Annotated in this window: 30 protein-coding genes; 20 read left to right on the forward strand and 10 right to left on the reverse strand. The window is 61.8% G+C overall.

Features of this window, described 5'->3' with window-relative positions; genetic code table 11:
• Nucleotides 1-43: 43 nt before the first annotated feature.
• The gene (locus J7U39_RS12820; protein ID WP_210628530.1) at nucleotides 44-478 is read right to left on the reverse strand and encodes a glyoxalase superfamily protein; all 435 of its coding nucleotides are present in this window, start codon (nucleotides 476-478) and stop codon (nucleotides 44-46) included.
• A gap of 105 nt (nucleotides 479-583) precedes the next feature.
• Between J7U39_RS12820 and J7U39_RS12825 the strand changes: the two genes are divergently transcribed.
• Nucleotides 584-805 carry a hypothetical protein gene (locus J7U39_RS12825; RefSeq protein ID WP_210628531.1) on the forward strand — a complete coding sequence of 74 codons (222 nt, stop codon included), beginning with the start codon at nucleotides 584-586 and terminating at the stop codon, nucleotides 803-805.
• Nucleotides 806-832: 27 nt separating this feature from the next.
• The gene (locus J7U39_RS12830) at nucleotides 833-1,165 is read left to right on the forward strand and encodes a hypothetical protein (protein WP_210628532.1); all 333 of its coding nucleotides are present in this window, start codon (nucleotides 833-835) and stop codon (nucleotides 1,163-1,165) included.
• On the opposite strand, the gene J7U39_RS31785 is transcribed toward J7U39_RS12830, so the two are convergent.
• Entirely contained in the window at nucleotides 1,116-1,364 is a 249-nt protein-coding gene (locus tag J7U39_RS31785) for a hypothetical protein (protein WP_247241666.1), read from the reverse strand. The genes J7U39_RS12830 and J7U39_RS31785 overlap by 50 nt on opposite strands.
• A gap of 89 nt (nucleotides 1,365-1,453) precedes the next feature.
• Between J7U39_RS31785 and J7U39_RS12835 the strand changes: the two genes are divergently transcribed.
• Nucleotides 1,454-2,320 (forward strand): LysR family transcriptional regulator, encoded by an 867-nt coding sequence (locus J7U39_RS12835; protein ID WP_210628533.1) that lies wholly within the window; start codon nucleotides 1,454-1,456, stop codon nucleotides 2,318-2,320.
• Between the two features lie 53 nt (nucleotides 2,321-2,373).
• On the opposite strand, the gene J7U39_RS12840 is transcribed toward J7U39_RS12835, so the two are convergent.
• Nucleotides 2,374-2,820: a host attachment family protein gene (locus J7U39_RS12840; RefSeq protein WP_210628534.1), complete on the reverse strand. Its 447-nt coding sequence runs from the start codon at nucleotides 2,818-2,820 to the stop codon at nucleotides 2,374-2,376.
• A gap of 415 nt (nucleotides 2,821-3,235) precedes the next feature.
• Between J7U39_RS12840 and J7U39_RS12845 the strand changes: the two genes are divergently transcribed.
• Nucleotides 3,236-3,661, forward strand: a complete 426-nt coding sequence (locus tag J7U39_RS12845) for a PilZ domain-containing protein (protein WP_184453433.1) — start codon at nucleotides 3,236-3,238, stop codon at nucleotides 3,659-3,661.
• Nucleotides 3,662-3,831: 170 nt separating this feature from the next.
• Entirely contained in the window at nucleotides 3,832-4,944 is a 1,113-nt protein-coding gene (locus tag J7U39_RS12850; RefSeq protein ID WP_210628535.1) for a pyridoxal phosphate-dependent aminotransferase, read from the forward strand.
• Nucleotides 4,945-5,006: 62 nt separating this feature from the next.
• On the opposite strand, the gene J7U39_RS12855 is transcribed toward J7U39_RS12850, so the two are convergent.
• On the reverse strand, nucleotides 5,007-5,444 hold the full coding sequence (locus J7U39_RS12855) for a VOC family protein (protein ID WP_210628536.1): 438 nt from the start codon (nucleotides 5,442-5,444) through the stop codon (nucleotides 5,007-5,009).
• Between the two features lie 196 nt (nucleotides 5,445-5,640).
• Nucleotides 5,641-5,910 (reverse strand): sel1 repeat family protein, encoded by a 270-nt coding sequence (locus tag J7U39_RS12860; protein ID WP_210628537.1) that lies wholly within the window; start codon nucleotides 5,908-5,910, stop codon nucleotides 5,641-5,643.
• 442 nt (nucleotides 5,911-6,352) lie between these two features.
• Between J7U39_RS12860 and J7U39_RS12865 the strand changes: the two genes are divergently transcribed.
• The 3 genes from J7U39_RS12865 to J7U39_RS12875 all read left to right on the forward strand — a co-directional run bounded on the left by J7U39_RS12865 (nucleotide 6,353) and on the right by J7U39_RS12875 (nucleotide 8,673).
• Nucleotides 6,353-6,691 (forward strand): DUF2147 domain-containing protein, encoded by a 339-nt coding sequence (locus tag J7U39_RS12865; RefSeq protein WP_210628538.1) that lies wholly within the window; start codon nucleotides 6,353-6,355, stop codon nucleotides 6,689-6,691.
• Between the two features lie 214 nt (nucleotides 6,692-6,905).
• Complete coding sequence (locus J7U39_RS12870) at nucleotides 6,906-7,085, forward strand: hypothetical protein (RefSeq protein WP_064809967.1); 180 nt, start codon at nucleotides 6,906-6,908, stop codon at nucleotides 7,083-7,085.
• An 85-nt stretch (nucleotides 7,086-7,170) separates the two neighbouring features.
• The gene (locus J7U39_RS12875; RefSeq protein WP_210628539.1) at nucleotides 7,171-8,673 is read left to right on the forward strand and encodes an AMP nucleosidase; all 1,503 of its coding nucleotides are present in this window, start codon (nucleotides 7,171-7,173) and stop codon (nucleotides 8,671-8,673) included.
• 9 nt (nucleotides 8,674-8,682) lie between these two features.
• On the opposite strand, the gene J7U39_RS12880 is transcribed toward J7U39_RS12875, so the two are convergent.
• Nucleotides 8,683-8,898 carry a hypothetical protein gene (locus J7U39_RS12880; RefSeq protein WP_210628540.1) on the reverse strand — a complete coding sequence of 72 codons (216 nt, stop codon included), beginning with the start codon at nucleotides 8,896-8,898 and terminating at the stop codon, nucleotides 8,683-8,685.
• Between the two features lie 156 nt (nucleotides 8,899-9,054).
• On the opposite strand from J7U39_RS12880, the gene J7U39_RS12885 reads away from it, so the two are divergent.
• From J7U39_RS12885 to J7U39_RS12900, 4 genes are read left to right on the forward strand one after another with little or no spacing between them, the layout of a single operon-like run.
• The gene (locus J7U39_RS12885) at nucleotides 9,055-9,411 is read left to right on the forward strand and encodes a YciI family protein (RefSeq protein ID WP_210628541.1); all 357 of its coding nucleotides are present in this window, start codon (nucleotides 9,055-9,057) and stop codon (nucleotides 9,409-9,411) included.
• Nucleotides 9,412-9,421: 10 nt separating this feature from the next.
• Nucleotides 9,422-9,781 (forward strand): YciI family protein, encoded by a 360-nt coding sequence (locus J7U39_RS12890; protein ID WP_210628542.1) that lies wholly within the window; start codon nucleotides 9,422-9,424, stop codon nucleotides 9,779-9,781.
• A gap of 2 nt (nucleotides 9,782-9,783) precedes the next feature.
• Nucleotides 9,784-10,143: a YciI family protein gene (locus J7U39_RS12895; RefSeq protein WP_210628543.1), complete on the forward strand. Its 360-nt coding sequence runs from the start codon at nucleotides 9,784-9,786 to the stop codon at nucleotides 10,141-10,143.
• Between the two features lie 12 nt (nucleotides 10,144-10,155).
• Nucleotides 10,156-11,397, forward strand: a complete 1,242-nt coding sequence (locus J7U39_RS12900; protein ID WP_210631664.1) for an RNA polymerase sigma factor — start codon at nucleotides 10,156-10,158, stop codon at nucleotides 11,395-11,397.
• Here the strand turns inward: J7U39_RS12900 and J7U39_RS12905 are convergent.
• On the reverse strand, nucleotides 11,365-12,327 hold the full coding sequence (locus J7U39_RS12905; RefSeq protein ID WP_210628544.1) for a lysylphosphatidylglycerol synthase domain-containing protein: 963 nt from the start codon (nucleotides 12,325-12,327) through the stop codon (nucleotides 11,365-11,367). The genes J7U39_RS12900 and J7U39_RS12905 overlap by 33 nt on opposite strands.
• 184 nt (nucleotides 12,328-12,511) lie before the next feature.
• On the opposite strand from J7U39_RS12905, the gene J7U39_RS12910 reads away from it, so the two are divergent.
• From J7U39_RS12910 to J7U39_RS12925, 4 genes are all read left to right on the forward strand, one after another.
• On the forward strand, nucleotides 12,512-14,005 hold the full coding sequence (locus J7U39_RS12910; protein ID WP_210628545.1) for a glycosyltransferase family 39 protein: 1,494 nt from the start codon (nucleotides 12,512-12,514) through the stop codon (nucleotides 14,003-14,005).
• Nucleotides 14,006-14,143: 138 nt separating this feature from the next.
• Nucleotides 14,144-15,160 (forward strand): glycosyltransferase family 2 protein, encoded by a 1,017-nt coding sequence (locus tag J7U39_RS12915; protein WP_210628546.1) that lies wholly within the window; start codon nucleotides 14,144-14,146, stop codon nucleotides 15,158-15,160.
• Nucleotides 15,161-15,172: 12 nt separating this feature from the next.
• Nucleotides 15,173-16,672 carry a glycosyltransferase family 39 protein gene (locus J7U39_RS12920; protein WP_210631665.1) on the forward strand — a complete coding sequence of 500 codons (1,500 nt, stop codon included), beginning with the start codon at nucleotides 15,173-15,175 and terminating at the stop codon, nucleotides 16,670-16,672.
• A complete protein-coding gene (locus J7U39_RS12925) occupies nucleotides 16,673-18,157 on the forward strand; it encodes a glycosyltransferase family 39 protein (RefSeq protein ID WP_210628547.1) in 1,485 nt (494 codons plus the stop codon).
• A gap of 6 nt (nucleotides 18,158-18,163) precedes the next feature.
• Here J7U39_RS12925 and J7U39_RS12930 read toward each other — a convergent pair whose 3' ends face one another.
• Nucleotides 18,164-19,531: an aspartate aminotransferase family protein gene (locus tag J7U39_RS12930; protein WP_210628548.1), complete on the reverse strand. Its 1,368-nt coding sequence runs from the start codon at nucleotides 19,529-19,531 to the stop codon at nucleotides 18,164-18,166.
• 83 nt (nucleotides 19,532-19,614) lie between these two features.
• Between J7U39_RS12930 and J7U39_RS12935 the strand changes: the two genes are divergently transcribed.
• The gene (locus J7U39_RS12935) at nucleotides 19,615-20,967 is read left to right on the forward strand and encodes a glutamine synthetase family protein (RefSeq protein WP_210631666.1); all 1,353 of its coding nucleotides are present in this window, start codon (nucleotides 19,615-19,617) and stop codon (nucleotides 20,965-20,967) included.
• Between the two features lie 17 nt (nucleotides 20,968-20,984).
• Here J7U39_RS12935 and J7U39_RS12940 read toward each other — a convergent pair whose 3' ends face one another.
• Nucleotides 20,985-21,929 carry a diacylglycerol kinase family protein gene (locus tag J7U39_RS12940; RefSeq protein WP_210628549.1) on the reverse strand — a complete coding sequence of 315 codons (945 nt, stop codon included), beginning with the start codon at nucleotides 21,927-21,929 and terminating at the stop codon, nucleotides 20,985-20,987.
• A gap of 303 nt (nucleotides 21,930-22,232) precedes the next feature.
• Between J7U39_RS12940 and J7U39_RS12945 the strand changes: the two genes are divergently transcribed.
• Complete coding sequence (locus J7U39_RS12945; protein ID WP_210628550.1) at nucleotides 22,233-23,459, forward strand: MFS transporter; 1,227 nt, start codon at nucleotides 22,233-22,235, stop codon at nucleotides 23,457-23,459.
• A gap of 262 nt (nucleotides 23,460-23,721) precedes the next feature.
• A complete protein-coding gene (gene mgtE, locus J7U39_RS12950) occupies nucleotides 23,722-25,095 on the forward strand; it encodes a magnesium transporter (RefSeq protein WP_210628551.1) in 1,374 nt (457 codons plus the stop codon).
• A 213-nt stretch (nucleotides 25,096-25,308) separates the two neighbouring features.
• Here the strand turns inward: mgtE and J7U39_RS12955 are convergent, their stop codons facing one another.
• Complete coding sequence (locus J7U39_RS12955; RefSeq protein WP_210628552.1) at nucleotides 25,309-25,782, reverse strand: Lrp/AsnC family transcriptional regulator; 474 nt, start codon at nucleotides 25,780-25,782, stop codon at nucleotides 25,309-25,311.
• 145 nt (nucleotides 25,783-25,927) lie between these two features.
• Here J7U39_RS12955 and J7U39_RS12960 point away from each other — a divergent pair, with 145 nt between their 5' ends.
• Nucleotides 25,928-26,830 (forward strand): DMT family transporter, encoded by a 903-nt coding sequence (locus tag J7U39_RS12960; RefSeq protein ID WP_210628553.1) that lies wholly within the window; start codon nucleotides 25,928-25,930, stop codon nucleotides 26,828-26,830.
• The last annotated feature ends 23 nt before the right edge of the window (nucleotides 26,831-26,853 follow it).

The following is a 26,853-nucleotide window of genomic DNA, read 5'->3' on the forward strand; positions in this document are numbered from 1 at the left end:
ACAAGCGCATGCATGCGGACAGCCTGGAAAGGATGAGGAGCGATCAGAGATCGAGCACCAAATGAGGCACGCCGTTCGAGGTCTTCCTGGGGGAGACGCCGTCGGCATCGATCTGTGCACTCACGCGTCGACGAAAGGCTGAAAAGCTCTCGAAGGTGACCACGTCAACCGCTACATCGAAATGGATGCTGATTCGGTGGAGGCCGCCCGGCAGAGCCGAAAGCGAGAGAATTTCGCCCGTGAACGGCTGATTGAGATAGCGGCCGCGAATATGGGCGCCGACGAAGAGCGGCGTCTTCGTAGCCGCATTGGGTTTTGCCGCCAGAGCCGCAAGCGTATTCCAGTCACGCGCGCCGTGCTGGCGGGCGATCATTTCCAAGGCCGCACCGTGGGTCAGCGCGGTGCCGCGATCGTTCATCGCCTGGCGCAAGCGCTTAGCCTGGGCCTTCAGTTCTTCAATGCCGGGATAGGTCGTCATGGAGTGAGCCTTCGCAAGGCATGCTCTTCGACTGCAAATGGGAGCTCGCATTGCCGTCAGTCAGCATGCACAAGGGGCCGTGACCATGATCACGAGGGCTTCACCATGGATTTTCATCCGCGAGCGGCCGGTGCCTCGAACCGGGGCCTTGTATGCGCGATCGCCGTCGGCATGTCAAGAATGGCGCGACTGCCCGCAGAATTGCGCGAATTTGGAGCAGACCTGGCCGGAATCGATGCGATTTCCAGCGATTCTCAGCAACAGCCTTCAATCTTAACGACGATCTTCAGCAATCGTCAGCACTCTTGCATTATTCTCTGCTTATGATGAGCGGAGGCTAAAAGGGCCTTTCAGATGCACCTCGACACAGAACACCCCAAGCCGGAACGTGCCTACAGGGAGTTTCACCTCGACAGGCCCGGCAATATCATCTTCGTCGGCCATCACCTCAGCACCGGAACCCAGGTGCGCTGCCTGATTCGCACGATCACGCTTGCCGGCGCGGTGCTCGAAGTCAGTCCGAGCCTCGAGATGCCGAGCCATTTCTTTCTCGAAATACTCGGCATCCATGACGAGATCGGCGCCACCGTGGTCAAACGCGAAGAAGAACTGGTGACGATCAGCTTCAACATGCTGCTCAATCCGGAATTCCTGCACCACGTGCTGCGATTGAGCTTCGAAAACTGAGGCCGCCTCCAATCGCCGCCCGATCGGGGCGCGGCCTCCTCGTCTCGCCCCTTCTTGCTGAGAGATGCGCGATGATCGGTATGATCCAGAGAAGTCCGCGCCATTCCGGGCCATCGAGCGGATCGGCCATGGGATCGCGGCGCATCCGGTAATTGCGGGACGCGACTTCGTTGAAGAGAACTACCCAGTTGAGAAGCATTGCCTATCCTCCATCTATTGCTGGAGTAGTTGAGCTAAGCCTTCGCGCCTTCGCTATGTAGAGGCATGGAGGAAAGGGGGTTTTCATCCATGAAAGAGGCGAGCTGGGACGATCTGCAGCTTTTCTTCCATGTCGCGACCGGCGGCGGGCTTTCGGCGGCGGCGGCGCGGACGGGGCTCAGTGCGCCGACGATCGGCCGGCGCATGCTGGGGCTCGAACGGCTGACCGGCCGGTCGCTGTTCAACCGCGGCCCCACAGGCTACCTGCTTGCCAAGGACGGCCAGGAGTTGCTCGATCGCGTCCGGCTGATGCAGGATGCGGCGCGGGCGATCTCCGACTGGCGCGGTGAAGTGCTGACGCTGCCGATTGTGTCGACGGTCGTCGACAGCTGGACGTCGCGCTTCATCGCCGACCACCTGGCCAGCGTCTGGACGCCGAAAGACTGCTTTCGCATGTGCTATAAGACTCGTGACGCGAGCGTCGATTTCACCTATCGCGAGGCGCATATCGCCATTCGCCACAGCCGGCCGGATGGCGGCAACGTCGCGATCCGCCGTTCAGTCAAGGTAGCGCATGCGGTTTATCAGGCAGCCGATTATGACGAGAGCAATTGTAACTGGATCTCGCTCGGAACAGATATCGCCATAACACCGGCGGACAAGTGGACTTTCGAACAGCCGGATTATTGGATCACCAGCTGGACGAACACGCCGCATATGCTCTTTTACCTGATCCGAGGGGGCGCCGGCCGCGGCGTGTTGCCCTGTTTCATCGGCGACGAGGAGCGCAAGCTCGTCCGAGCTGGGCCTGTCATCGATGCATTGACCTACGAGGTGTGGATCGTCGCGCATGACGACGAGCGGCAAAGGCCGGAAGTCAGGACGGTCATCGATCGCCTGGCCACACTGTTTGCCGATCATGAGGATCTCTTTGCCGGAGAGAGACCGTTGGTCTGAAGCGAACAAGAACGCGGGCCAGCGGGCCCGCGTTTGCTCACCGGTTGGTTTCATCACGCGGCGAGATGCCGCTCGATATCGTCGATCGGCAGATTGGTATAGTCTTTCGCCAATTCCGCCAATATAGCCGCCTGCGTCCCGGCGCTCAGCGCCGGCCGCAGGGTGCCGAGCGCCTTCGGCGGCGCGATGAGGACGATACGGCGCGCATCCTTTGCCTGCGTCAGCTCGTCCATTCGCTCAGCCACATGTTTCAGAAATTGCGCTTCGGCCTGCTCCTGCCAGCTGGTCTCTTCGACAGCGCTGCGGCTCCATCCATCAGCGGCATGGCTGCGGCCAGGCTTGTCGCTGCCGAGCTCACGATCGGGCTCGTTCGGCTGCGTCAGCGTTTCCAACACCGTCAGGCTCATCAGCTGGGCATCGCCGGCATTCTGCATGATCAGCGCCTTGGCTCCATTGCAGACTACGACCCATGATTTCCCGGGGATTCTGATGTCGGTCATCTTCAACTCCTCGCTGTCGTCATCGAAGCGCCTTGCTTCATCGATCGAAAGCGCGTCGCGATCTTTCAGATTCGCTCCTTGCGCTTTCGGTTTTTGTTTTTACGCATGTCGTTATCGCAAACCGCTGACACTTTTGCGCGACATGCTTTAGGCAGAACGCCCGACCATTGAAAGAGTTCGAGAAAACTGCGCCGAAATCGGTCGGGGAACAATCCGTAATGCATTTTGGCGGGAGAGCCTGCGTTCCGATTCTGAACATTCGGCGCACCGCATGGAAACAAAATTTGAACTCGTTAAAATTGTCTTTTTATATTTGACGAATGTGCAAAACATTCATGTGACCGTGGCTGAAGCAAGATCAGCTTGCTCCAGAGCAAGAACCCCCAATTGTGCCCTGCCTGACGGAGAATGTAAGATGACTATGCTCCGCGCCACACACCTTGCAACGGTCAAATCCGCCATTTACGACCTGCGCTGGGAAGAGTTCAACGTCAAGCGCCCGGCCCGTATCGTCGCCGTCCGGCCGTGCCTCACCGGAGTCTCGATGCGAAGCGCCGAGATCATCGACATATCGCAGGGCGGTGCGACGTTCATCGTCTCGACCACCGCCGGTCTGCCGAAACATTATTATCTCAACATTCTCGGACTAGCCTATCGGATCGGCTGTGCCGAGGTCTACCGCAATAAGGAACGCATCGGCGTGAGGTTCATCAACCTCCTGGACCCCGAGGTTCTGCGCCGCGTCGTGCGCGCCGATTTCCTTGTCGGCAATATGGAAGCGATCGACGCCCGGCGTGCGCCGATGTTTCGGGAGACAAGGCCGGCGGCCAGTCTCGCATAAGTCGTCGATCGAAGGCGAAATTTGGCGGCGATTCAAAGCGCTACGCCGTCCCTGCCGCGTTTGAACAGGCGCGCCGGGCTGCTGTGGTTGCGGAATAATCTTGCTTGCCTTGGCCGTGCCCGGGCCTATTGTTGCGCCTGATCTCAACATGTCCGGGAAACCGCTTTCGCATGTCCGCCTTCTCGCGCTTCACGCCCCTCATCAGCGCCCTGCCCTCCACAGTTCCCTTCGTCGGCCCTGAGGCCATCGAACGCCAGCGCGGACGTGCCGTTCTGGCGCGCATCGGCGCCAATGAGAACGGCTTCGGCCCGGCCCCTTCCGTGCTTGCCGCGATGCGCGAAGAGGCACGCGACATCTGGAAATACAACGACCCGGAAAATTTCGCGCTGCGAGAAGCGCTTGGCGCGCATCTCGGTGTGACGTCCGCCAATATCGCCATCGCCGGCGGCATTGACGAATTGCTCGGCCAGATCGTCCGGCTGGTGATAGAGCCGGGGGCGCCCGTTGTTACCTCGCTCGGCGCCTATCCGACATTCAATTTCCATGTCGCCGGTTTTGGCGGCCGCCTGGTGACCGTCCCCTACGCAAACGACCGCGAGGATCTCGACGGGCTGCTCGATGCCGTCAGGCGCGAGAAAGCGCCCCTCGTCTATTTCGCCAATCCCGACAATCCGATGGGAAGCTGGTGGGACGCCGACAGCATCGTCGCTTTCGCCCGGGCGCTGCCCGAGACCACGATGATGGTGCTGGACGAAGCCTACAGCGAAACGGGGCCGGCAAATTCGCTGCCGTCGATCGCTTCGCTCATCAATCTGCCGAACATCGTCCGCACCCGCACCTTTTCCAAGGCCTATGGGCTTGCCGGCTCACGCACCGGCTACGTGATCTCGACCTCAGGCACGGCACAGGCCTTCGACAAGATCCGCAATCATTTCGGCATGAATCGGCTGGCGACCGCCGCAGCGTTGGCCGCGCTCAAGGACCAGGCCTATCTGGCCGAAGTGATCGGGAAGATCCATGCTGCGCGGGAGCGGATCGGCCGCATTGCCCGGGCGAACGGTCTTGAGCCGCTGGCGTCGGCGACGAACTTCGTGGCGATCGATACCGGCCACGACGGCGCCTATGCGCGGGCGATCGTCGATGGCCTTATCGAGCATGGCGTCTTCATCCGCATGCCGGGTGTCGCGCCGCTCAATCGCTGCATCCGCGTCAGCGTCGGGCCTGAGGCTGATATGGCGCTGTTCGAGGAAGCGCTGCCGCAGGTCTTGAAGACACTCGCCTGAGCTGTCATTCCTGTCCGCTCGCCGACATCGGTCGGTCTTCGCCATTTGTCTGGGTGTTGCGTTCAGCTGAGTTCCTGGGCGAGGCCGATCAGAATCCCCTCAGGTCCGCGGATGTAGCAGAGCCGATATGCATCCTCATACTGAACGACCTCTCCTACGAGCTGCGCGCCGCGCCTGCGGAGCCTTTCAAGCGTCTCGTCGATGTCATCCACTGCGAACATGACGCGGAGGTAGCCGAGGGCGTTGACCGGTGCGTTCCGGTGATCTGCGATGACAGGCGGGGCCAGGAAGCGGGAGAGCTCGAGCCGGCTGTGGCCATCCGGCGTGCGCATCATGGCAATCTCGACGCGCTGATCGCCCAGTCCGGTGATACGTCCGGCCCATTCGCCTTCGACCGTGGCCCTCCCTTCGAATTCGAGGCCGAGTTCGCCAAAGAAATCAATCGCCTCTCCGAGGTCTTCGACGGCGATTCCCACGTTGTCCATTCGCTTGAGCGCCATGTTTTGATCTCCAAGGTGTCGTTGCAATCGACCAGGTCTTGCCTCGTCTAACGAAGGACGTCCGAGGCACGCCAATACCGACAGCTTGGAAAACATCTGTTAAAGCGCCGTGCGTCCTTTTGGACAGGCGGCGCTCCAACACGTCGAGCTGACGTATCGTTCCGTCTGAAACGGCTTCAGATTTTCGGTCGATGCGTCAGTGCACCGTCATCCATTCGCGGGCAGCGCGCAGTGCTTCCACGAGCTGCATCTTGTTCATGGCGGCGGCCACGTCGGCGCGAAGCTCGGCGGCGCGGTCGTTGCCCTTGATCGCGGCGATGTTCAACCACTTGTGGGCGGCAATGAGATCGACGGCGCAGCCGCGGCCGGTCGCATACATCAGACCCATTTCGCAGAAGACATCGGCGCTGTTGTTGTCGCCACCCATGGTGGCCGTTTCAGCATTGTGCATTTCAAAGCGTGCCATCGGTTTTATCCCTGTTAGCCTGTTTACGACTTACCCTGTTTTACCTTCGGGCCCTGCCGTCTATCGCGGCTTTGCGGCCCTTCCGGTCCGGCGGGCTTGCCCCGCTCGTCTGATGACTCGACTATGCCAAATGGCTTTCAAAAAACGCCTAAAATGCATGATTAATTTGAGACAAACAAACTGCAAACGCTTGGTAAAATTGGGTTTTTGTTAAACATCGGATTCCCTGTGATCTAGGCCTTTTCGCTCAAATTTTACAAAAGATTCAGATTTGGAAATAAACAGATCGTTCATCATGAAATCAGCAGGCGACGGGTTTAAAAGTTCTATGGTCGGCCTTCGGCTGCATTCAGCGAGCGGCGAACGGACAGCCGGCTCTATTTACCTTTACGTTCGCGTCAGTTATTTTCGCGACCGGTCAGAAGACATCAGGGAGGAAAAGATGATCCGCAGTCTCGTTCTTGCCGGCGCTATCGCCGTGATCGCGGGGACAGCCTATGCCGAGGAACCTATCGTCGGCAATTGGAAGACGGCCTCCGGCGAAACGGCGGTGATTGCCGCCTGCGGCGGGAGCTTTTGCGTGACGCTGAAAACCGGCAAATATACCGGCCGCAAGATCGGCACACTTGCCGGGACCGGCGGCAGCTATGCCGGCGAGATCACCGACCCAGCCGCCGACAAGACCTATAGCGGCTCAGGAAAGATTTCCGGCAATTCACTGAAGATGCAGGGCTGCGTGATGAAGATTCTCTGCAAGACGCAGACCTGGACACGGCTCTGACGCGATAAGGCCGACGCAACAATCATCCAAAAACGTAATCATGCCGGCCGAAATGCCGGTATGCCTCGACGTCTTCCAGGCTTGCCGATCCTCATTGCAATCGCCAGACCCCGCCCCGCAAGCTGAACGGCGGATGAACCGGCATCTCAGCACTCGTTCAGCCGAGGTGTGGCAAAACTCATGTCACGGTTAAGTTGCGTATTGGGGGTCCGGGATGAACTTCTATATTCTGGCAAGACGTTTCACAATCATCACTCTGTTCGCGGCGATCTTCGCCGTCACATTTTCGGCGGTCGTCGTGCACAATGGCGGCGGCGGCACGCAGTCGCATTTCGGCGCGAGCTATACCTGCCTGGAGAGAAGCGGAACTTTCTGCGCACCGACGGTGCGGTGACTGACATCAGACTCTTAAGAGAAAAAATCGGATTCCGCCGGCGCGGCGTCGTTTGCTTGTCAAAGACAACTCTCTATAATGCGTCATGAACAAACGAATCTCCCCCCTGTCGCCCCTCGACATTTCCTCTCCGCCCCCTTTCCAGCCCGAGAGTTTCGATGATCCCGCCAAGGCCGTCGAGACGCTGACAGCGCTTTACGAACGCAATACGGCGTTCCTGATCAAAAACTTCGCCGAGCTTGCCCAAGGCGCTCCGATCGCCTCGCGCTACCGCGCCTTCTATCCGCAGGTCAGCATCGAGACGACGAGCTTCGGCCATGTCGACTCGCGCCTCTCCTACGGCCACGTGACGGCGCCAGGCATCTACACGACGACGATCACCCGGCCGAAGCTCTTCAAGCATTATCTGAAGCAGCAACTGTCACTGTTGATTAGGAGCCACAATGTTCCGATCGTCGTCTCGGAATCGTCGACGCCGATCCCGCTGCACTTCGCCTTCGGCGAGGGCGCGCATGTGGAAGCATCGGCCTCAGCCTTTGTCGATGTTCCAATGCGCGATATCTTCGACACGCCCGACCTCAACACCACCGACGACGAGATCGCCAACGGCGAATATATCCCGCCGCCGGGCGAGCCCTCGCCGCTTGCGCCATTCACCGCGCAGCGCATCGACTATTCGCTGGCCCGGCTGTCGCATTATACGGCGACGCATGCCGAGCATTTCCAGAATTTCGTGCTGTTTACCAACTACCAGTTCTATATCGACGAATTCTGCAGCTGGGCGCGCAAGCTGATGGCGGAGGGCGGCGACGGTTACACCGCCTTCGTCGAGCCCGGCAACATCGTCACCCTGCCCGGCTCGAGCGCGCCGGAAACGAATGCGACACTTGCCCGCCTGCCGCAGATGCCGGCCTACCATTTGAGGAAGAAGGGTCATGCCGGGATCACCATGATCAATATCGGCGTCGGCCCCTCCAACGCCAAGACGATCACCGACCACGTCGCCGTGCTGCGTCCGCATGCCTGGCTGATGCTCGGCCATTGCGCCGGCCTGCGCAACAGCCAGCGGCTAGGCGATTACGTTCTCGCCCATGCCTATATGCGCGAGGACCATGTTCTCGACGACGACCTGCCGGTCTGGGTGCCGATTCCCGCGCTCGCCGAAGTGCAGGTGGCACTGGAAGCGGCCGTGGCCGAAATCACCGGTTACGAGGGTTTCGAGTTGAAGCGCATCATGCGCACCGGCACCGTCGGCACGATCGACAACCGCAACTGGGAACTGCGCGATCAGCGCGGGCCGGTGAAGCGGCTTTCCCAGGCGCGCGCGATCGCGCTCGACATGGAATCGGCAACGATCGCCGCCAACGGCTTCCGCTTCCGCGTGCCCTACGGCACGCTGCTCTGCGTCTCCGACAAGCCGCTACACGGCGAATTGAAGCTGCCTGGTATGGCGACGGCCTTTTACCGCACGCAGGTGAACCAGCATTTGCAGATCGGTATCCGTGCCGTCCAGAAGCTTGCGGCCATGCCGCCGGAAGCGCTGCATTCGCGCAAACTGCGCAGCTTCTTCGAGACGGCCTTCCAATAGGCCTTTTCTTCACCGGCCGGTCGCAACAGGCGCCGAACTCTGCGCAAGCATTTGCGGTCTGCCGGCGGCAATGTTCAGCCCTGCAATCAACAGGGTGAAGGCGACGAAGACAAAAGCGACGCGCAGAAGGGCCTTCAGCCCACCGCTTTCATCGAATGCCAGCCCGCGCTTCTCATGGCGGCGCGCCCATATCTGGCTTGCCAGCGCGATTTCAAGAATACTCATTGCCATTCTCCTCGACAGGTTTCAACGAAGCCTTGTCGAGCGCTATCTTGCGATTTCGACAGGTGACCGGCACAAAAGATTTGTCCTGACGCTGTCGAAATGCCCGCACCCCATTCGTCCAGAGGTATTGAAACCCTGCAAGGAGGCTGCCCCGCGATGAAATATCTCTGCCAAGTCTGGTTCGATGGCGCGATACTCGACGCCATGACCAAAGAGGAGAAGGCCGAACTCGACGCAAATTCACTGCACTACGACAGGGACCTCGTCGAAAGCGGGCACATGATCGTCGCCCAGGCGCTGCAGCCGCCAACCTCGGCGGTGACGGTTCGGGTGCGCAGCGGCGAGACGTCGGTGACGGATGGCCCATTCGCCGAGACTAAGGAAGCGCTCGGCGGCTTCATTCTGATTGAGGCGAAGGACCTTAACGACGCGATCCGCGTTGCCGCCGGCATTCCACTCGCCAAACTGGGCGCGATCGAGGTGCGGCCAATCCACGAATTCGCAGCTCAATGAGGACAAACCGATGAAATTTCTATGCCAGATCTGGTTCGACACCGAAAAAAGCAAGCTGGTCCCTCAGACCGAATGGGATGCGCTCACACAGGAGTGCATCATCAGCGACAATCGCTGGCGCGAGAGCGGCCATCTGCAGGTGGCGCTCGCCTTGCATGAACCGTCAACAGCGATCACGGTCCGCCTGCGCAATGGCGAAGTCTCAGCGACCGATGGCCCATTTGCCGAAATCAAGGAGCATCTCGGCGGTTTTGTGCTGATCGAGGCAGAAAATATCGAGGAGGCGAAGACGATCGCGTCGAGCTTTCCGATCCTCAAATATTCCTCAATCGAAGTGCGCCCGACTTACGCCATCCAGGATGGGAAATAGCCATGCGTTATATCTGCATGATTTATAACAGCGCCGACACGGATGGCAGGCTGACGCCTGATGAAACCGGTGAACTCATCAAAGCGCATTTCGCTTTCGATGAGGAGCTTCGCCGCGATGGCATCCTGATCCATTCCGATGCCTTGGAGATGCCTGACCAGGCGACGGTGCTGCGCGTTCGAAACAATACGCTCTCCGCCACCGATGGGCCCTATGTCGAGACGAAGGAACACCTCGCCGGCTTCTACGTCATCGAGGCGCCAGATCTCGTAAAGGCGAAAGAGATTGCCGGACGGATCCCTTCGGCGCGTTTCGGCGCGGTCGAGCTCAGGCCCGTGCGGACCCTCACCGCGCCGCAGTGAGGAGGAGCGCCTCTGGAGAGCGTGATCGAAGAGATTTATCGAACCCAGTCGCGCCGGGTGCTGGCGACGCTGATCCGCCTGCTCGGGGATTTCGATCGGGCGGAGGAAGCGCTTCAGGATGCCTTTGCCGCGGCCGCCCGGACATGGCCGACGGATGGCATCCCCGCTAACCCGTTCGCTTGGCTCGTCTCGACCGGACGTTTCAAGGCGATCGACACCATTCGGCGGCGAGCGCGATTCGATGCCTCGCAGCAGCACATCGAGGACAGCCTCTACAGCGTCGACGAAACGGAGATCGGCGATATGGAAGCGATCGAGGACGACATGCTGCGGCTGATCTTCACCTGCTGTCATCCCGCTATCCCCTCCGATGCCCAGACGGCGATGGCGCTTCGGGAAATCTGCGGATTGAGCACCGAAGAGATCGCCCATGCGTTTCTCGTTTCGGCGCCGACGGTCGCCCAGCGGATCGTGCGCGCCAAGAACAGGATACGGGCCGCGAATATCCCCTACGAAGTGCCGGGCCGCGACGCACTGCCTCAGCGGCTCGATCAGGTGCTGCACGTCATCTATCTCGTCTTTAACGAGGGCTATTCCGCCTCATCAGGCGGGGATGTGGTCCGCGCCGACCTGACCGCCGAGGCGATACGGCTGGCGCGGTTGCTTCTGGCGCTGCTGCCGCATCCTGACGCCCGTGGGCTGCTGGCGCTGATGCTGCTGCAGGATTCCCGCCGCCTGGCACGCAGCAACCAGCAGGGATCGCTGGTGCTGCTCGCCGACCAGGACCGTTCGCTCTGGGACCGTGTGAAAATCGCGGAAGGCCTGGCGCTGCTCGCCGAGGCGATGCGGGCGGCAGAGATCGGCGCCTATACGGTGCAGGCGGCGATCGCTGCCGAGCATGCCAGGGCGCCGACGGCCGATGAGACCGACTGGCGGCGGATCGCCTTCTATTACGATCTGCTGCTGGCGGCGCAGCCATCGCCGATCGCGGAACTCAACCGCGCCGTGGCGATCGCTATGGCGGACGGGCCGGCAAAGGGACTGGATCTGATCGATGCCATTCTGGGCCGCCAGGAGCTCACGGCCTATCACCTCGCCCATTCGGCGCGCGCCGATTTCCTGCGCAGGCTCGGCCGCACCGAAGAGGCGATCGCCGCCTATCAGACGGCGCTGTCGCTTTGTCGGCAGGAGCCGGAGCAGGCATTTCTGCGGAAACGGATTTCAGAGCTTGCCGCGGCGCCCGAGCGGCAGTGAGATCGCGGTGCCCGTCAGCGCCGAAACGATGATCAAGAGATGCGCGTTGACGCTTGCCTGCGCCAGCGCGGCCAGAGCCATCCGCTCACCCGATGCTCCGAGCGCAATGGCACCGGCGGTGATGCCGGCCGGATAGGTGCCGACGCCGCCCGGCGCGTGCACCGGCAGGACAGAGGAGAGTTCACCCCCGAGCGCGCCGCCGAAGCTTGCCGCCATCGGCAGCACGCCCATCAGGCCGAGCGCCCATGCGAGCACGATCACCTTCACCAGCCAGTTGACGATGGTCATCGCCCAGGCGCGCGCAAAGGCGGCGGCATCGAGCGGCAGACCGTTTTCGATTTCGACGACGAATTTCTGCGCCTTTTCCGGCAACAGCCTCGCGGCGACCCGCAGAAGCGGCTTGCGTGCAGCGAAGGCCGCGACCGGCAGCAGCAGGAAGCCTGACCAAAGCGACCACGCGACAAGCGCATCGGCCGCAGCGAGCGCAAAGCCGATACCGGCCGCCGCCAGGAGCGCGTGCAGATCGAGCAGCCGCATGACCAGGAGCGCCGAGGTTCCGCGGGCCAGCGGGATGCCGAACTCGGTGCGCATCAACAACGGAAAGCTGGTCTCGCCGGTGCGGAAGGGCAGCATGATATTCAGGAGATTGTGGATCTGCGTGACGCGGAAGAGGATTGCGAACCGGCCCGCCGTTTCCTTGGGAAAATAATCGTAGATGCGCCAGGTGCGCAGGAAATAGGTGCTCGTCAACGCCACGAGCGCACCGATCACCGGGCCTGCCCCGACATCGGCCCATTGGCTGATGATGACGGGCCAACCCCAGAACCATTGCACGAAGAGCGCATAGGCTGCGACAATTGCGACCGTCAGCGCCGTCATGCGATTGCGCATAAACCAGGATTGCCGGCTTTCAACGATCGAACTCTTCATGTAGTAGGCATTCCTCGCTTGGCGTCGGCATGAGCCTCGGCTCCATTGCCAGGCGTTTTAGGAGAAATGAAGGTTGGGCACAACGGCGGAGTTGAAGCCACGGGCGGCGAGATCGCTTCAAGGCCGACAACCGCGGCGGCAGACCGACAAATCACGGCGCCTTGCCGGCTTGACTTGGAGATCGATGTTGGAGCGCATTACCAGAAACATCAGGAGCGCGAGCATTTTTCTGGCAGTCTATTTCCTGCTGAACATCGTGCTCCGCATCGCATTGCCCCATACGCTCGATCTCGACGAGGCGGAACAATCGTTCTACTCGCAATATCTCTTGGCCGGCTACGGCTCGCAGCCGCCCTTCTACAACTGGATCCAATACGCCATCGTTTCGGTGACCGGGGTCACGATGTGGGCGCTCTCGGTTCCGAAGAACATCATCCTCTTCGGCTGTTATCTTTTCTATGGGCTGGCCGCCCGCGAGGTGCTGAAGAGCCGTCTGCTCCCGCCTATCGCCATGCTGAGCCTGATTACCCTGCCACAGGTTGGCCTGATGGCGCAGCGCGAACTGACCCACACCGTTGCCCTGCTGTTTGCGACCTCGCTCTTCCTCTTCGGCTTTTTCCGCACACTTCGTCAGCCGACGATCGGGAGCTATCTCGTCGTCGGCATCGCCACCGGCATCGGCCTCATCTCCAAATACAATTTCGCCATCCTGCCGTTTGCCGCCTTCGTCGCAGTCCTGGTGGACCGAAAGTGGCGCAGCCGGCTGTTGGACTGGCGTCTGCTGCCGGCATTCGCAATCGCCATGCTGATCATTCTGCCGCATGCGCTCTGGCTGCCCGATAACCTCGTCAGCGCTTCGGCCCCGACCATGGAGCGGATGACCGCCGAGCACGAGGCCGCCGCTGGCCTTCCCCGTATCGGACAGGGGCTGTTGTCCCTCGCAATCGCCGTCCTCGGCTTCGTCGCATTGCCGATCGTTCTCTTCGCAGCAGCCTTCCGACTGGATTTCTTCCGTGCGTTTTCCGCGTCCAGTCCGATGATCCGGGTCATCGAGCGGATGATGATCGTCAGCCTGATCGCCTTCGCCGGCGTTGTCGTCTTCGCCGGCGCGAGCGATATCCACGAGCGCTGGCTCGACCCGTGCCTGCTCGTCCTGCTGATTTATCTGCTCCTGAAGCTCGAAACCGCGAGCTTCGATCTTTCCGCCGGCCTGGCACGCTTCCGGCCAGTGGTGCCGGTCTTCATGGTCGTCATCCTGGCGATCCTTCTGCTCAGGATCGTCGCCATGCAATATACCGGCGTTTATACGAGAACGAACGTGCCCTTCTCCGGCTACGTGGCCGAACTGACCGCGACCCGCAAGCCGGTTCTCATCGTGGCGGGAACCAAGTTCGTGGCCGGCAACATGAAGCTGGAATTCCCCGACGTTCCCGTCGTGATCCCATTCTTTCCAGGGCCCGGAGTTCCCGAATATGCGGCTGCGAAGGGTCCTGTGCTCGTTGTCTGGCGCGGAGAAACCGCAAATGACCCCACCATTTCTCCCGACTTTGCCGATGATCTCGTGAAATCGGGTATTCATCTGCAGGAGGTGAAGACGCTGACCCTTCCCTATCTTTTCGGTGACGGCAAACATACGTTCTCGATTGGTTATTCCTGGGTGGAAGGCGGCGCGAAGTAGGGTTGCGGCAAGTCGGCCGATTGCGGGGAAAGCGGCATTGCCCGCTGGCAACGGCCGGACACTTCATGTAGTAGGCTTCCGCAAGCGCGGTGGCGGCAGTAAGATTGCAAGGCCGCCCGGCCTTTTGGAGATGCAAAGTTGCAGACAACGCTAGAGCCCATTCGCGGCACGAATGATCCGGTACAATCGCTCGAGCTGTCGCTGGTCGTGCCCGTTTTCAACGAAGAGGAAAGCGTCGGCCCGCTGGTCGAGCACATCGTTGCGGCGATGGCCGAGTATCCTCATCACTGGGAACTGATCCTCGTCGACGACGGCAGCACGGATGCGACGCTCGTCAACGCCCGCAAATTCGTCGGACGCGAGGGCCTGGCGCTCAGGATCGTCGAGCTGCAGCGTAATTTCGGCCAGACCGCCGCCATGCAGGCCGGCATCGATACCGCCCGCGGCCGGCTGATCGCGACGATGGACGGCGATCTGCAGAACGACCCGAAGGATATCCCTTCGATGGTCTCCGAGCTGGAGCGGCGCCAACTCGACCTCCTGGTCGGCTGGCGCAAGAACCGCAAGGACGGCCTGTTCCTGCGCAAGATCCCGTCCTGGTGCGCCAACTACCTGATCGGCCGCATCACCGGCGTCAAGCTGCATGATTACGGCTGCAGCCTGAAGATCTACCGTGCCTCGATCATCAAGCAGGTGAAGCTGATGGGCGAAATGCACCGCTTCATCCCGGCGTGGGTCGCCGGCGTTGTTCCGAGCTCGCGGATCGGCGAGATGGCCGTCACCCACCATGCTCGCGAGCACGGCGTTTCAAAGTACGGCATTTCGCGCACCTTCCGCGTCATCCTCGACCTGCTGTCTGTCATGTTCTTCATGCGCTACAAGGCGCGGCCCGGCCACTTCTTCGGCTCGCTCGGTCTCGGTCTTGGCGCGGTTGCCATGTTGATCCTGCTCTATCTCGGCTTCGACAAGTTCATCCTGGGCAACGATATCGGCACCAGACCCATGCTGATGGTCGGGGTCGTTCTCCTCCTTTCGTCGGTGCAGATGATCACCACCGGCATTCTGGCGGAAATGATCGCACGCACCTATTATCGTGACGATGCCTCCCCGAACTACATCGTCCGGCAGATCTTCGACGATCAAAGCCAAGCGTAAGCCGGCAGCATGATGCTGGACCGCGCGACGAGGACGATCAGAACCGCGGCGCTGCTGCTTGCAGCCTATTTCGTGCTGAACATCGCGCTCAGGCTGGCACTTCCGCACGCGCTGGAACTCGATGAGGCCGAGCAGTCCTTCTTCTCGCAATATCTGCTGGCGGGCTACGGCCCGCAGCCGCCCTTCTACAACTGGATGCAATATGCCGTCGTTTCGCTAACCGGCTTGTCGATGGGCGCCCTTATTATCCCGAAGAACATCCTGCTCTTCCTGTGCTACCTCTTTTACGGCCTTGCCGGGCGCGAGGCACTGAAGGACCAGAAGCTTGCCGCTGTCGCGATGATGGCGCTGATCACCCTGCCCCAGGTTTCCTACATGGCGCAGCAGGATCTGACCCACACGACGGCGCTGCTCTTTGCCAGCTCGCTCTTCCTCTACGGCTTCTTCCGCACGCTCGAGCGGCCCGGCATCGGTAGCTACCTCCTGCTCGGGCTTGCCACCGGCATCGGGTTGATCTCGAAATATAATTTTGCGCTGATGCCCGTCGTGGCGCTGATCGCCATCCTGCCCGATGCCGAATGGCGGCGCCGGGCGCTGGACTGGCGTCTGCTGGCGGCAATCGCCGTCGCGCTCGTCATCGTGTTGCCGCACGCAATCTGGCTGCGGAGCAACCTCGAATTCGCCTCTTCCGATACTCTGGTCAAGATGGCCGCCGGCAATGAACCGGTCGGCGCCTTGCGAATCGGCAAGGGTATTCTTGCCTTTGTCGTCGCCATCATCGCCTTTGCAGCACTGCCCGTCGCAATTTTCGCCGCCGCCTTCCGCCGGGACTTCTTCCGGGCGCTCTCAGCCGGAAACCGCTGGACCGGGATGCTGGAGCGAATGATGCTCGCGAGCCTCGCCGGCATTCTTCTGATCGTGCTGTTCACCGGCTCCACCACGGTGCGTGAACGCTGGCTCGACCCATTCCTGCTGGTGCTGCCGATCTATTTCCTGGCAAAGATGCAGGCGGGCGGGCTCGACCTTTCCGCCGGACTGCGCCGCTTCCGGCCTGTCGTGCCGGTGCTGATGGCCTGCGTCCTGGTCGCGCTCGGCTTCCGCGTCGTCGGCGCCGGGCTGATCGGCACCTATAGCAGGCCAAATGTGCCGATGGCCGATCTCGCGCGCGATATGACACGGCAGGCCGAACCTGTGCTGGTGATCGCCTCGGATACCTATGTCGGCGGCAACATGCGCCTGCAGTTTCCCGACGTGCCCGTGGTGATCCCGGATTTCCCTGCACCCGGTATTCCGGCCTATGCGACGGCAGGCGGGCCGGTGCTCATCGTCTGGCGCGGCAAAAAGACGGCAACGGCCGCGGATGCGGTCATGCCGGAGCGGTTTTCATTGGCGCTGGCGGCGGCAGGTATCGCGCCGCAGGAAGTCGACGCCTTGTCGCTTCCCTATCATTTCGGCCGCCAGGGCGACAATTTCGCTCTCGGTTATGCCTGGGTTCGGCCGGGGGCGAGATAGTTGACCGAGACCAGCCTCCGCGACATCAGATGGATTTTCGTCCTGCTGGCCGCCTATTTCGTCCTTCAGATCGGCGTGCGGCTTGCAACCTCGCATTCGCTCGATCTCGACGAGGCCGAACAGGCCTTCCGCTCGCAATGGCTCGCCGCCGGTTACGGCCCGCAGCCGCCGTTTTACAACTGGCTGCAATATACCGTCTTCCAGTTTACAGGCGTTTCGCTGGCTGCCCTGTCCCTCGTCAAGAACCTCCTGTTATTCAGCTCTTATCTGCTGTACGGCCTGACGGCGCGGCTCGTCCTGCGCGACAAGGCGCTGGTGGCGATCGCAACACTCGGTCTGCTGACCATCCCGCAGATGGTTTTTGAGATGCAGCGGGACCTGACGCACACGGTCGCGGTCTTCTTTTCAGCCAGCATCTTCTTCTACGGTTTCATCCGCAGTCTGAAGCAGCCAAGCCTTGCCTCCTATCTGGTCGCCGGTATCGGCATCGGTTTCGGCCTGCTTGCCAAGTATAATTTCGCCATCCTGCCGGCGGCAGCACTAATTGCCGCCCTGGCGGATCAGCGCCTGCGGCCGCGGATTTTCGATTGGCGGCTGGTGTTGACGGCTGTCGTGGCCCTCGTCATTACCCTGCCGCACCTCTTCTGGCTGAAGGACAATCTCGATTTCGCTACAGCACGCACGCTGGAGAAGATGACCGCGAGCGGCCATGCGAGCTATCCCATGCAGGTCGTCATGGGCATCAGCTCGCTCGCTCTCGCCGTCATCAGCTTTGCCGGATTGACGGTGGCGGTCTTCGCCATGGTGTTCGGCAAGCGCCTTCGCCAGGCGTTTACTGCCGGCTCGGAATGGACGCGACTCGTCGAGCGGATGATGCTCGTCTTCCTGACCGGCATTCTGTTTCTGGTCGTCTTCGGCGGTGCGGCCGGCATCAAGGATCGCTGGCTGGTACCGATGCTTTTCATCCTGCCGCTCTATCTCTGCCTGAAGGTCGAGGCCGCGGGCGTTGAGACCGGCAAGGCTTTCCGGCGCTTCATGCTCGTAGTCGCCGTCATCATGATCGGCGTGCCGGCGATCCTTTACGGCAGCGTCGCGACGGCACGCTTCACCGGTCATTACGAACGATTGAACAGGCCCTATGCCGCGATGCTGGAAAACCTGCGTCAACAGGCGGAACCGGCGGCAATCCTTGCCGGCGATAGCCTTCTTGCCGGCAATGTCAGGCAGGATATTGCCGGGGTACCGGTCCTCTCCGTCGATTATCCCGGCTTCCATCCGGATCTGACCGGCCGCCGACCGCTTCTCCTTGTCTGGCTGATACCGAAGGGAGGCAGCGAAGCGCTGCCTCCTGATATGGCGCAATGGCTCCAGACCAATCTCGGCGCCTCCGCGCCTGAGACATCGGCGATCGACGTGCCCTATTTCTACGGCCGCGGCAGTGACAGCTATCGTTTCGGCTATGCCTGGATCAATCAGCCGGCCTGAGCGAAGTCACGACTTCAGCTCCTTCCAGGCCGCGTCCAACGCCAGCCTGGTAATCCTTGCCATCTCGTCTACCTCCGCGTGGGTGATGACAAGGGGCGGCGAGGCCAGCATGCGGTCGCCGGTGGCGCGCAGCACGAGGCCGTTCGCCAGTGCATGGTTACGCACCAACGCGCCGATCTGATCGGGCTTGTCGAAGCGAGTGCGCGTGCTCTTGTCGGCAGTGAGCTGCAGGCCGCCCATGAGGCCAATGCTGGCTGCCTCGCCGACAAGATCGTGTTCGGCGAGCGCCGCCCAGGCCTTGCCGAAATAGGGACCGATATCGTCGCGCACCCGCTCGACCAGTCTTTCCTCCTCGATGATGCGCAGATTTTCGAGTGCGGCGGCGGCGCAGACCGGATGGCCGGAATAGGTGAAGCCGTGATTGAAGTCGCCGACCTCATTGATCAGCACGTCGGCGATGCGGTCGCTGACGAGCACGCCGCCGATCGGCAGATAGCCGGAGGAAAGCCCCTTGGCGATCGGTGCGAGATCCGGCTCGACGTCGAAATGCTGGTGGCCGAACCAGGCGCCCAATCGACCGAAACCGCAGATCACCTCGTCGGTCACCAACAGGATATTGCGCGCCTTGCAGATGCGGTCGATCTCCGGCCAATAGGTCTCAGGTGGGATGATGACGCCGGCAGCCCCTTGCACCGGCTCGGCGACGAAGGCGGCGACATTCTCCTCGCCGAGCTCGTCGATCTTCGCTTCCAGCTCGCGTGCGACTTTGAGGCCGAATTCGGCGGGCGAGAGATCGCCGCCCTCGCCGTACCAATAGGGCTGACCGATATGGACAATACCCGGGATCGGCAGGTCGCCCTGCTCGTGCATGTATTTCATGCCGCCGAGGCTGGCACCGGCAACTGTCGAACCGTGATAGCCGTTCTTCCTCGCGATCACGATCTTCTTCGACGGCTTGCCGACGGCGCTCCAATAGACCCGGGCCATGCGAAACCAGGTGTCGTTCGCTTCCGAACCGGAGCTGGTGAAGAAGATATGGTTGAACCGTTCGCCGGCATGGGACGTAACCTTCTCAGCCAGCAGCGTCGCCGACGTCGAGCTCGTGCCGAAGAAGGTGTTGTAATAGGGCAACTCGTTCATCTGCCTTGCGACGGCCTCGGTGATCTCCCGGCGGCCATAGCCGATATTGACGCACCAGAGGCCGGCGAAGCCATCTAGATATTTCCTGCCGCGATCGTCGAAGATGTGGCAGCCCTCGCCGCGCTGGATGATGCGCGCGCCTTCGGCATTCAGCTTTTTCATGTCGGCGAAGGGATGCAGGTGGTGCGCGGCGTCGATCGCCGCAAGGTTCGGGGGTGGGTAAGTATCGAGCATGGCTGGTGAAAGACCCTCGCGGATTGAAAGGCTGTTGTCGATGAGATAGGAGCTTGGCCTTGTCCCGGAGGATTTTCAAGGCCATGGCGAGCGACAGGATGGACGGCAAGGCCTGGGGTGGCGACCCGCGTTTCGAAATCCTGATCGTCGGTATGAATGGCGATCTGCGCGGCAAACAGCTGCCGCCGGGCGCAGAAGACAAGGTCTGGGCCGGAGAGATCCGCCTGCCGACCTCGACGCAATCGCTCGACATCTGGGGCGACGACAATGACGATATCACCGGCCTGTCGCTGACGATCGGCGATCCCGATGGCAAGGTACTCCCCGACCGGCGCAGCCTGGCGCCGATGCCCTGGGCACCCGAGGGCTCGATGCAAGTGCTCGCCAGCATGCATGAATTCGACGGCAGCCCCAGCTTCATGGACCCGCGTGCCATCCTCGCTTCTGTATTGGAGCGCTATGCGGCGCGGGGATTGACGCCTGTGGTGGCGACCGAGCTGGAATTCTACGTGATGTCGGGAGACTGGCGTGAGACCGGTCGCCCCTCCCCGCCCGAAGGCCTCACCTATCGCGGTGAGCCGAACGGTTTCCAGCTTTACGACATGAGCGCCGTCGACGCACTCGACGACTATCTCGGGACGCTGAGGGCCTATGCGAAGGCGCAGGGGCTGCCGGCGGAAGCGACGACGGCGGAGTTCGGTCCCGGCCAGTTCGAGATCAACCTGCTGCACCGCCCCGATGCGCTGGCGGCCGCCGACGACTGCCTCTACCTTAAGCGCATCGCCGAACAGGCGGCGCGCCGGCACGGGCTGAAATCGACCTGCATGGCCAAGCCCTATTCCGACCATGCCGGCTCCGGCCTGCATGTGCATGCAAGCGTCATCGACCGGCAAGGCCGCAACATCCTCGATGCCAAGGGCGGCGAGCCGAAGCGGCTCAAATCGGTTGCTGCCGCGCTGCTCAACAGCATGCGCGAAGCGCAGCTGATCTTCGCCCCCTTCGCCAATTCCTACCGCCGCTTCCAGCCGGGCTCGTTCGCACCCGTCGATCTCACCTGGGGCAGCGGCCATCGCGGCACGGCGATCCGCATACCCGACAAGGACGGGCCGGCCGCCCGTATCGAGCATCGTGTCGCCGGCGCCGATGCCAATCCCTATCTGCTGCTCGCGGCAATCCTCGGCGGCATGCTCACCGGTCTCGAACACGAACTCGACCCCGGCGAGGAGACGACGCCCTCGCATACGCCTGCGAATACCACACGGCTGACGCATGATTTCCTCAGCGCCGTCGAGGCTTTCCGCACCTCGCCGCTCATCACCGATATTTTCGGCGCGCGTTATCAGGCGCTCTATGGCGACACAAAGCGCAAGGAAGCGCTTGCGCATCTGCGCACCGTCTCGGATTTCGACTATCGCACCTATTTGCCGCGGCTCTGAAATTTTCAGCGGCCGGTTTACGCGGCGGGCTCGCGGCGTTCATCGGCATTCACCTGCGCGGCGAGACCCTGTTTGACAAGAACCTTCAACTCGCCCGGATGCAGCCGGATCGAGACGTCGCGTTCGAGCGGCAGCAGCTCGCCGTCCATGACGCAATTGGCCTTGGAGCGCAACTTCGGGAAATGGAGCTGCACCTCGGCCGGGTGCATCACCATGACATCGGCGTTCTCGCGGACCTTGCCGCGCAGCATGTCGACGGCAAGGCGGGCGACACCGAGGGGTTTTAGCGGATTTGCAGTATAAAAGCCGAGTTCGCCGCTTCTCAGATTGTCGGCGTAGAGCAGCGGATTCTCGCCGAAGGGATTGTTGGAGACCGAAATCGCCGACACCCTGCGGCGTTCGCGCATGCCGGCCGCCTGGAACTCGACCTCGAATTCCGGCGGATTGAAGATGACGCCCAAGGCCGCTTTCGTGCTCGCCCGTATTTTGCCCAATCGGGAGCGATAGCTGTAGGCGTTGCGGTAGCGAACCATCCGAGCATGCAGACCGGCGGAAAACTGGTGAATGAAGGGCCGGCCGTTGGCGCTGGCAATATCGACATTATCGATCTCGCCGGAGGCAAGCACATCGAGCGCCTGCCAGATATCGAGCGGCACGCGCAGCGAGCGGGCAAAGAGGTTCATCGTGCCGGCGGGTACGACGCCGAGCGCGACGCCGTTTTTCCAGGCGATCGATGCCGCCGCCGAAATCGTTCCATCGCCGCCGCCGGCCACGATCCCGTCGATATCGTCGCGCTTGGCCGCCCGCTCCATGGCGGGAATGATCTCCTTTCCGGAGAAGACGATGGCGTCGAAATCGTGCCCGGCGTCGCGGAATGCTTCTTCCGCCCTCTTTTCGTAGGCCAGCATGTCGGTGGTCCGGAAGGTGCCACCGTCGCGATTGAAAAAGCCTACAAACTTCATAAGGGCTCCCGTCCCTGGCGCGGAAACAATACTGCCTTTGCTCCTGAGATGGTTGCGGTATCGGCGATTTCAAGCGCGGCCGCTTTTCCTAAGAAGCAGCTGAAATGCAAATATTGCAACTGACATATGCACATAGCAGGACGCTGCACTGCAGAAAACGCACTCGACGCCAGCCGATGCGTTCGGGATAGATGAGGAATATCGGAGATACGTATCTCCGCCTCCCGCCATTCGAATGATCGGCCCGCAGCCGCGCTTGCGCCAGCGGCCATCGCCAAGCCAAAACCGCATCGAGGAACTCTCGTGAGTGAGATTACCGTCAATGATTCCATCGACAGCCAGGATGAAGCGCTGCCGTCGGCAACGACCGTGGCGCTGGTGCAACTGGCGCTCGCCTGCGGCGGCTTCGGCATCGGCACCGGCGAATTCGCGATCATGGGGCTCTTGCCCAATGTCGCCGCCACCTTCTCGGTGACGACGCCGCAGGCCGGCTACGTCATCAGCGCCTATGCGCTCGGTGTCGTCGTAGGCGCGCCCGTCATCGCCGTGCTCGCGGCGAAAATGGCACGCCGCACGCTGCTGCTGACACTGATGCTGATTTTTGCCGCCGGCAATATATCAAGCGCCATGGCGCCGACCTTCGAGACTTTCACCCTGCTGCGCTTCGTCAGCGGCCTGCCGCATGGCGCCTATTTCGGCGTGGCGGCGCTTGTCGCCGCCTCGATGGTGCCGGTGCATCGGCGCGCCCGAGCGGTCGGCCGCGTCATGCTCGGCCTGACGGTTGCGACACTTCTCGGCACGCCCTTGACGACATTTTTCGGACAGTCGCTCGACTGGCAGGTGGCGTTTTTCTCCGTCGGCGTGCTCGGCCTGCTGACGGTGACGCTGATCTGGTTCTACGTGCCCAAGGACCGGGTTTCCGAAGAAGCGAGTTTCGCACGCGAACTCGGCGCCTTCCGCCGACCGCAGGTCTGGCTGACGCTCGGGATTGCTGCCGTCGGCTATGGCGGTATGTTCGCCATGTTCAGCTATATCGCCTCGACGACGACCGAAGTGGCGATGTTGCCGGAAACGGCCGTTCCGATCATGCTGGTGCTCTTCGGCGTCGGCATGAATGCCGGCAATTTCATCGGCTCGTGGCTCGCCGACAAGTCGCTGCTCGGAACGATCGGCGGCTCGCTCGTCTATAATATCGTCGTGCTGACCACCTTCTCGCTGACCGCCGCCAACCCCTATATGCTCGGCCTTTCGGTCTTCCTCGTCGGCTGCGGTTTTGCCGCCGGCCCGGCGCTGCAGACGCGGCTGATGGATGTCGCCGCCGATGCGCAGACGCTGGCCGCAGCTTCCAACCATTCCGCCTTCAACATCGCCAATGCGATCGGCGCCTGGCTCGGCGGCCTCGTCATCGCCTCGGGTTACGGCTTTGCGGCCACCGGCTATGTCGGCGCGGCACTCTCCTTCCTCGGCCTCTTCGTCTTCGCAGCCTCAGCCCGCCTGGAGAGCCGCACCCGCAGCACGCAGGCGGCGTGACCGATCTTCGCTGCAACGCGTGCAGGTGCGACATTCTGGCGTTAAGCATTTAGCCGGCTTGACTTTTTCCGCGTTCGGCACCACGTAGCATGCACGTGGACGGCACCTGTCAGCCACGGATTTCAACGGAGTCATCTTAGCGATGCCAAGCGACAGTAGCAGTCGATTGCCTTTGCCGTACGCGGCCGCCCTCGTGCGCTGACCGACTCCTGTCGGCTCGCCCGATCGGACGCTACGGCGGATCGACGGAAAGGCGAGCCTCATGAATATCAATCGCTTCCCTCTTCGGGCAGGCCATGCCGCCCGTGCCTTCATCAACAATAGCCGCGGCGCCACGATCGCCGAACGCGTCGACGCGTTGAACGCGCTTAGCATCCAGGACGCCGGACGGGTGCTGTCCGGCATGCCGCTCGACTATGCCGTCAACATCCTCGACCGGCCGGAGCTTCGCAACGCCGCACAGATCCTGGCGCTGATCAGCGCCGAGGACGCCGCACGGCTGCTGCATGGCATGTCCAACGACCGCGTCGCCGACGTGCTGCTCGAACTCGACGGCGAGACCCGCGCCCGGCTGTTCTCCAGCCTCGACGAGCCGGTGCGCGTCTCTATCCAGCATCTGATGGGCTATCCGCCGCGCACGGCCGGCAGCATCATGACGACGGAATTCGTCAGCGTGCCGGATAGCTGGACCGTTGCCCAGACGCTCGATCATGTGCGCCAGGTCGAACGTTCGCGCGAAACCGTCTACGCCATCTACGTGCTCGACGAGGTCAGCCATGCGCTGATGCACGTGGTGACGCTGCGTCGCCTGATCACCGGCGAGCCGGATGCCTCCATCCTCACTGTCGCTCAAAAAGGCGCTCCGGTTTCGGCCGATCCGCTGATGAAGCAGGAGGACGTCGCCCGGCTGATCCGCAAGCACGACCTGCTCGCCTTGCCTGTCATCGACGAACATGGGCAGGTGCTCGGCATTGTCACCGTCGACGACGTGATCGACACGATGATATCGGACACCACGGAAGCGGCCCAGAGGTTCGGCGGCATGGAGGCGCTCGGCCAGCCCTACATGAAGATCGGCTTTGCCGGCATGATCCGCAAGCGCGCAGGCTGGCTCGCCGCCCTCTTCCTCGGCGAGATGCTGACGGCGAGCGCCATGCAGCACTTCGAAGGCGAGCTGGAAAAGGCCGTCGTGCTGACCCTGTTCATCCCACTGATCATGAGCTCCGGCGGCAATTCCGGTTCGCAGGCGACCTCGCTGATCATCCGCGCCCTTGCACTCGGCGAGCTGAAGCTTTCGGACTGGTGGAAGGTGCTGTTCCGCGAATTGCCGACCGGCATCGTGCTCGGCGCGATCCTCGGCCTCGTCGGCTTCATCCGCATCGTTTTCTGGCAGTCAGCCGGGCTCTATGATTACGGCCCGCATTGGCAGATGGTCGCCATCACGGTGTTTGCCGCCCTGATCGGAATCGTCACCTTCGGCTCGATCTGCGGCTCGATGCTGCCCTTCATGCTGCAGAAGTTGCGGCTCGATCCGGCCAGCGCCTCGGCCCCCTTCGTCGCCACGCTGGTCGACGTCACCGGACTTGTCATCTACTTCTCGGTGGCGCTGCTTATCCTCAGTGGGACGCTGCTGTAGAGCAAAAAGCCCCTCATCCTAGCCCTCCCCGTTCTGACGCGGAGGGGGGACGTGCCTTGCGAGAGGCCTATGGAGGCTGAGAGGTCGCGACCTATCCCCTTCTCCCCGCGTGCGGGGGAGAAGGTGCCGGCAGGCGGATGAGGGGGCGGGCTCGAGGTCCGAGCAGAGAAAAAAGTATTGTTCGTCAACAAACTGCCAGCAAACCGAGGGAAATTATCTCACCTCTGGCAGCTTCAGCGGCCCATGCGTCTTGATGCTGCGGATGGCGAAGTTCGAGCGGATGTCGCTGACATTCGGCAAGGTCAACAGCGTGTCCGTCAGAAGTCGTTCATAGGCAGCGAGATCCTCCACCACCACTTCTGCCAGAAAGTCGGCGGTACCCGAAATCAGGAAACACGAGACGATCTCGGGGATGGCGAGCAGCGCCTTCTGCTGCGCCTCGGAATTTTCGCGGCTGTGATGCACCACCTTGAACTCGACGAAGACCGTCAGGCCGAGACCGACCTCCTTGCGGTCGATATCGGCGGTGTAGCCGCGGATGATACCGGAGCGTTCGAGATTACGAATGCGGCGCAGGCAGGGTGACGGTGAGAGATTCACCTTCTCGGCGATCTCGACATTGGTGGCGCGGGCATCCTCCTGCAGGCATTTCAGGATGGCAATATCGAATTTATCGAGATTTGGCATTTCCGCGATATCCATAGGCATAATTTGGCAGAAGATTGCGTGTACCACGATTTTCAAGCCACAGATAGCAAGGACATGCCCCAGCCTCCGGCGCTAATCTCTTCCTCAACCGGACAAGATCCGGATGGAGGAAAGGATTGGAACGATGAGCACGATCGCATTTTCAAACGACAAGTCACCTTCGCAGACGCTCGGTTATGCCGCCGGCAGCATCACCGTCTTGATCTGGGCGACCTGGTTTCTGGCGACCCGCCACAGCGCCGCGACGTCGCTCGGCTCGATCGATATCGGCCTCATCCGCTACGGCATTCCGGCGCTTGCGCTTTCGCCCGTCTGGCTTCGCATCGGTCTGCTGCCGAAGGGCGTGCCGCTCTATCTGCTGGCGGTCATGGTCGCCGGCTGCGGCGCGGTCTTCTTTCTGGTGACGACGCTTGCCATTCACTCCACACCGGCGGCCTCCTCCGGCATCCTGCTCGGCGGCTCGATGCCGCTTGCCACCGCACTGATCGGCATTGTGCTGTTTCGGGAACGGCCGGATGTCACGCGCCTCGCCGGGCTGGCCGCCATAGTCGGCGGGGTCCTGATCCTGCTTGCCCGCAGCCTTGCCGATGCCTCCCTGCCCTGGACAAGCTTTGTCATGCTGCCGGCCGGCGCCGTGCTCTGGGCAAGCTACACCCATGCCTTCCGCCGCTCGGGTCTGACGGCCATTCAGGCGAGCGCACTGATTGCCGTCTGGTCCTTCCTGATCATGGCCGTGCTCGCACTCGTCTTCGGTATCTCGCTGCCGCAGGCCCCGCTTCCGGAAATCGGCCTGCAGGTGTTGAGCCAGGGCATTCTGTCGGGCCTCGTCGCCATGGTCGCCTATGGCACGGCCGTTCGTACCCTCGGCGGAACACAGGCCGCCGCCTTCACGGCGCTGACGCCCGTTCTTGCCACGCTCGGCGGCGGCCTCCTGCTTGGCGAAGCAATTGGCGTTGCCGAAATCAGCGCCGCCGTGATCACCGGCATCGGCGTCGCACTTTCGACGGGGATTGCCGCGCGACGCTGACCGTCAGCCGCGACCGACAATAC

The organism is Rhizobium sp. NLR16a (genome assembly GCF_017948245.1).
GTDB lineage: Bacteria > Pseudomonadota > Alphaproteobacteria > Rhizobiales > Rhizobiaceae > Rhizobium.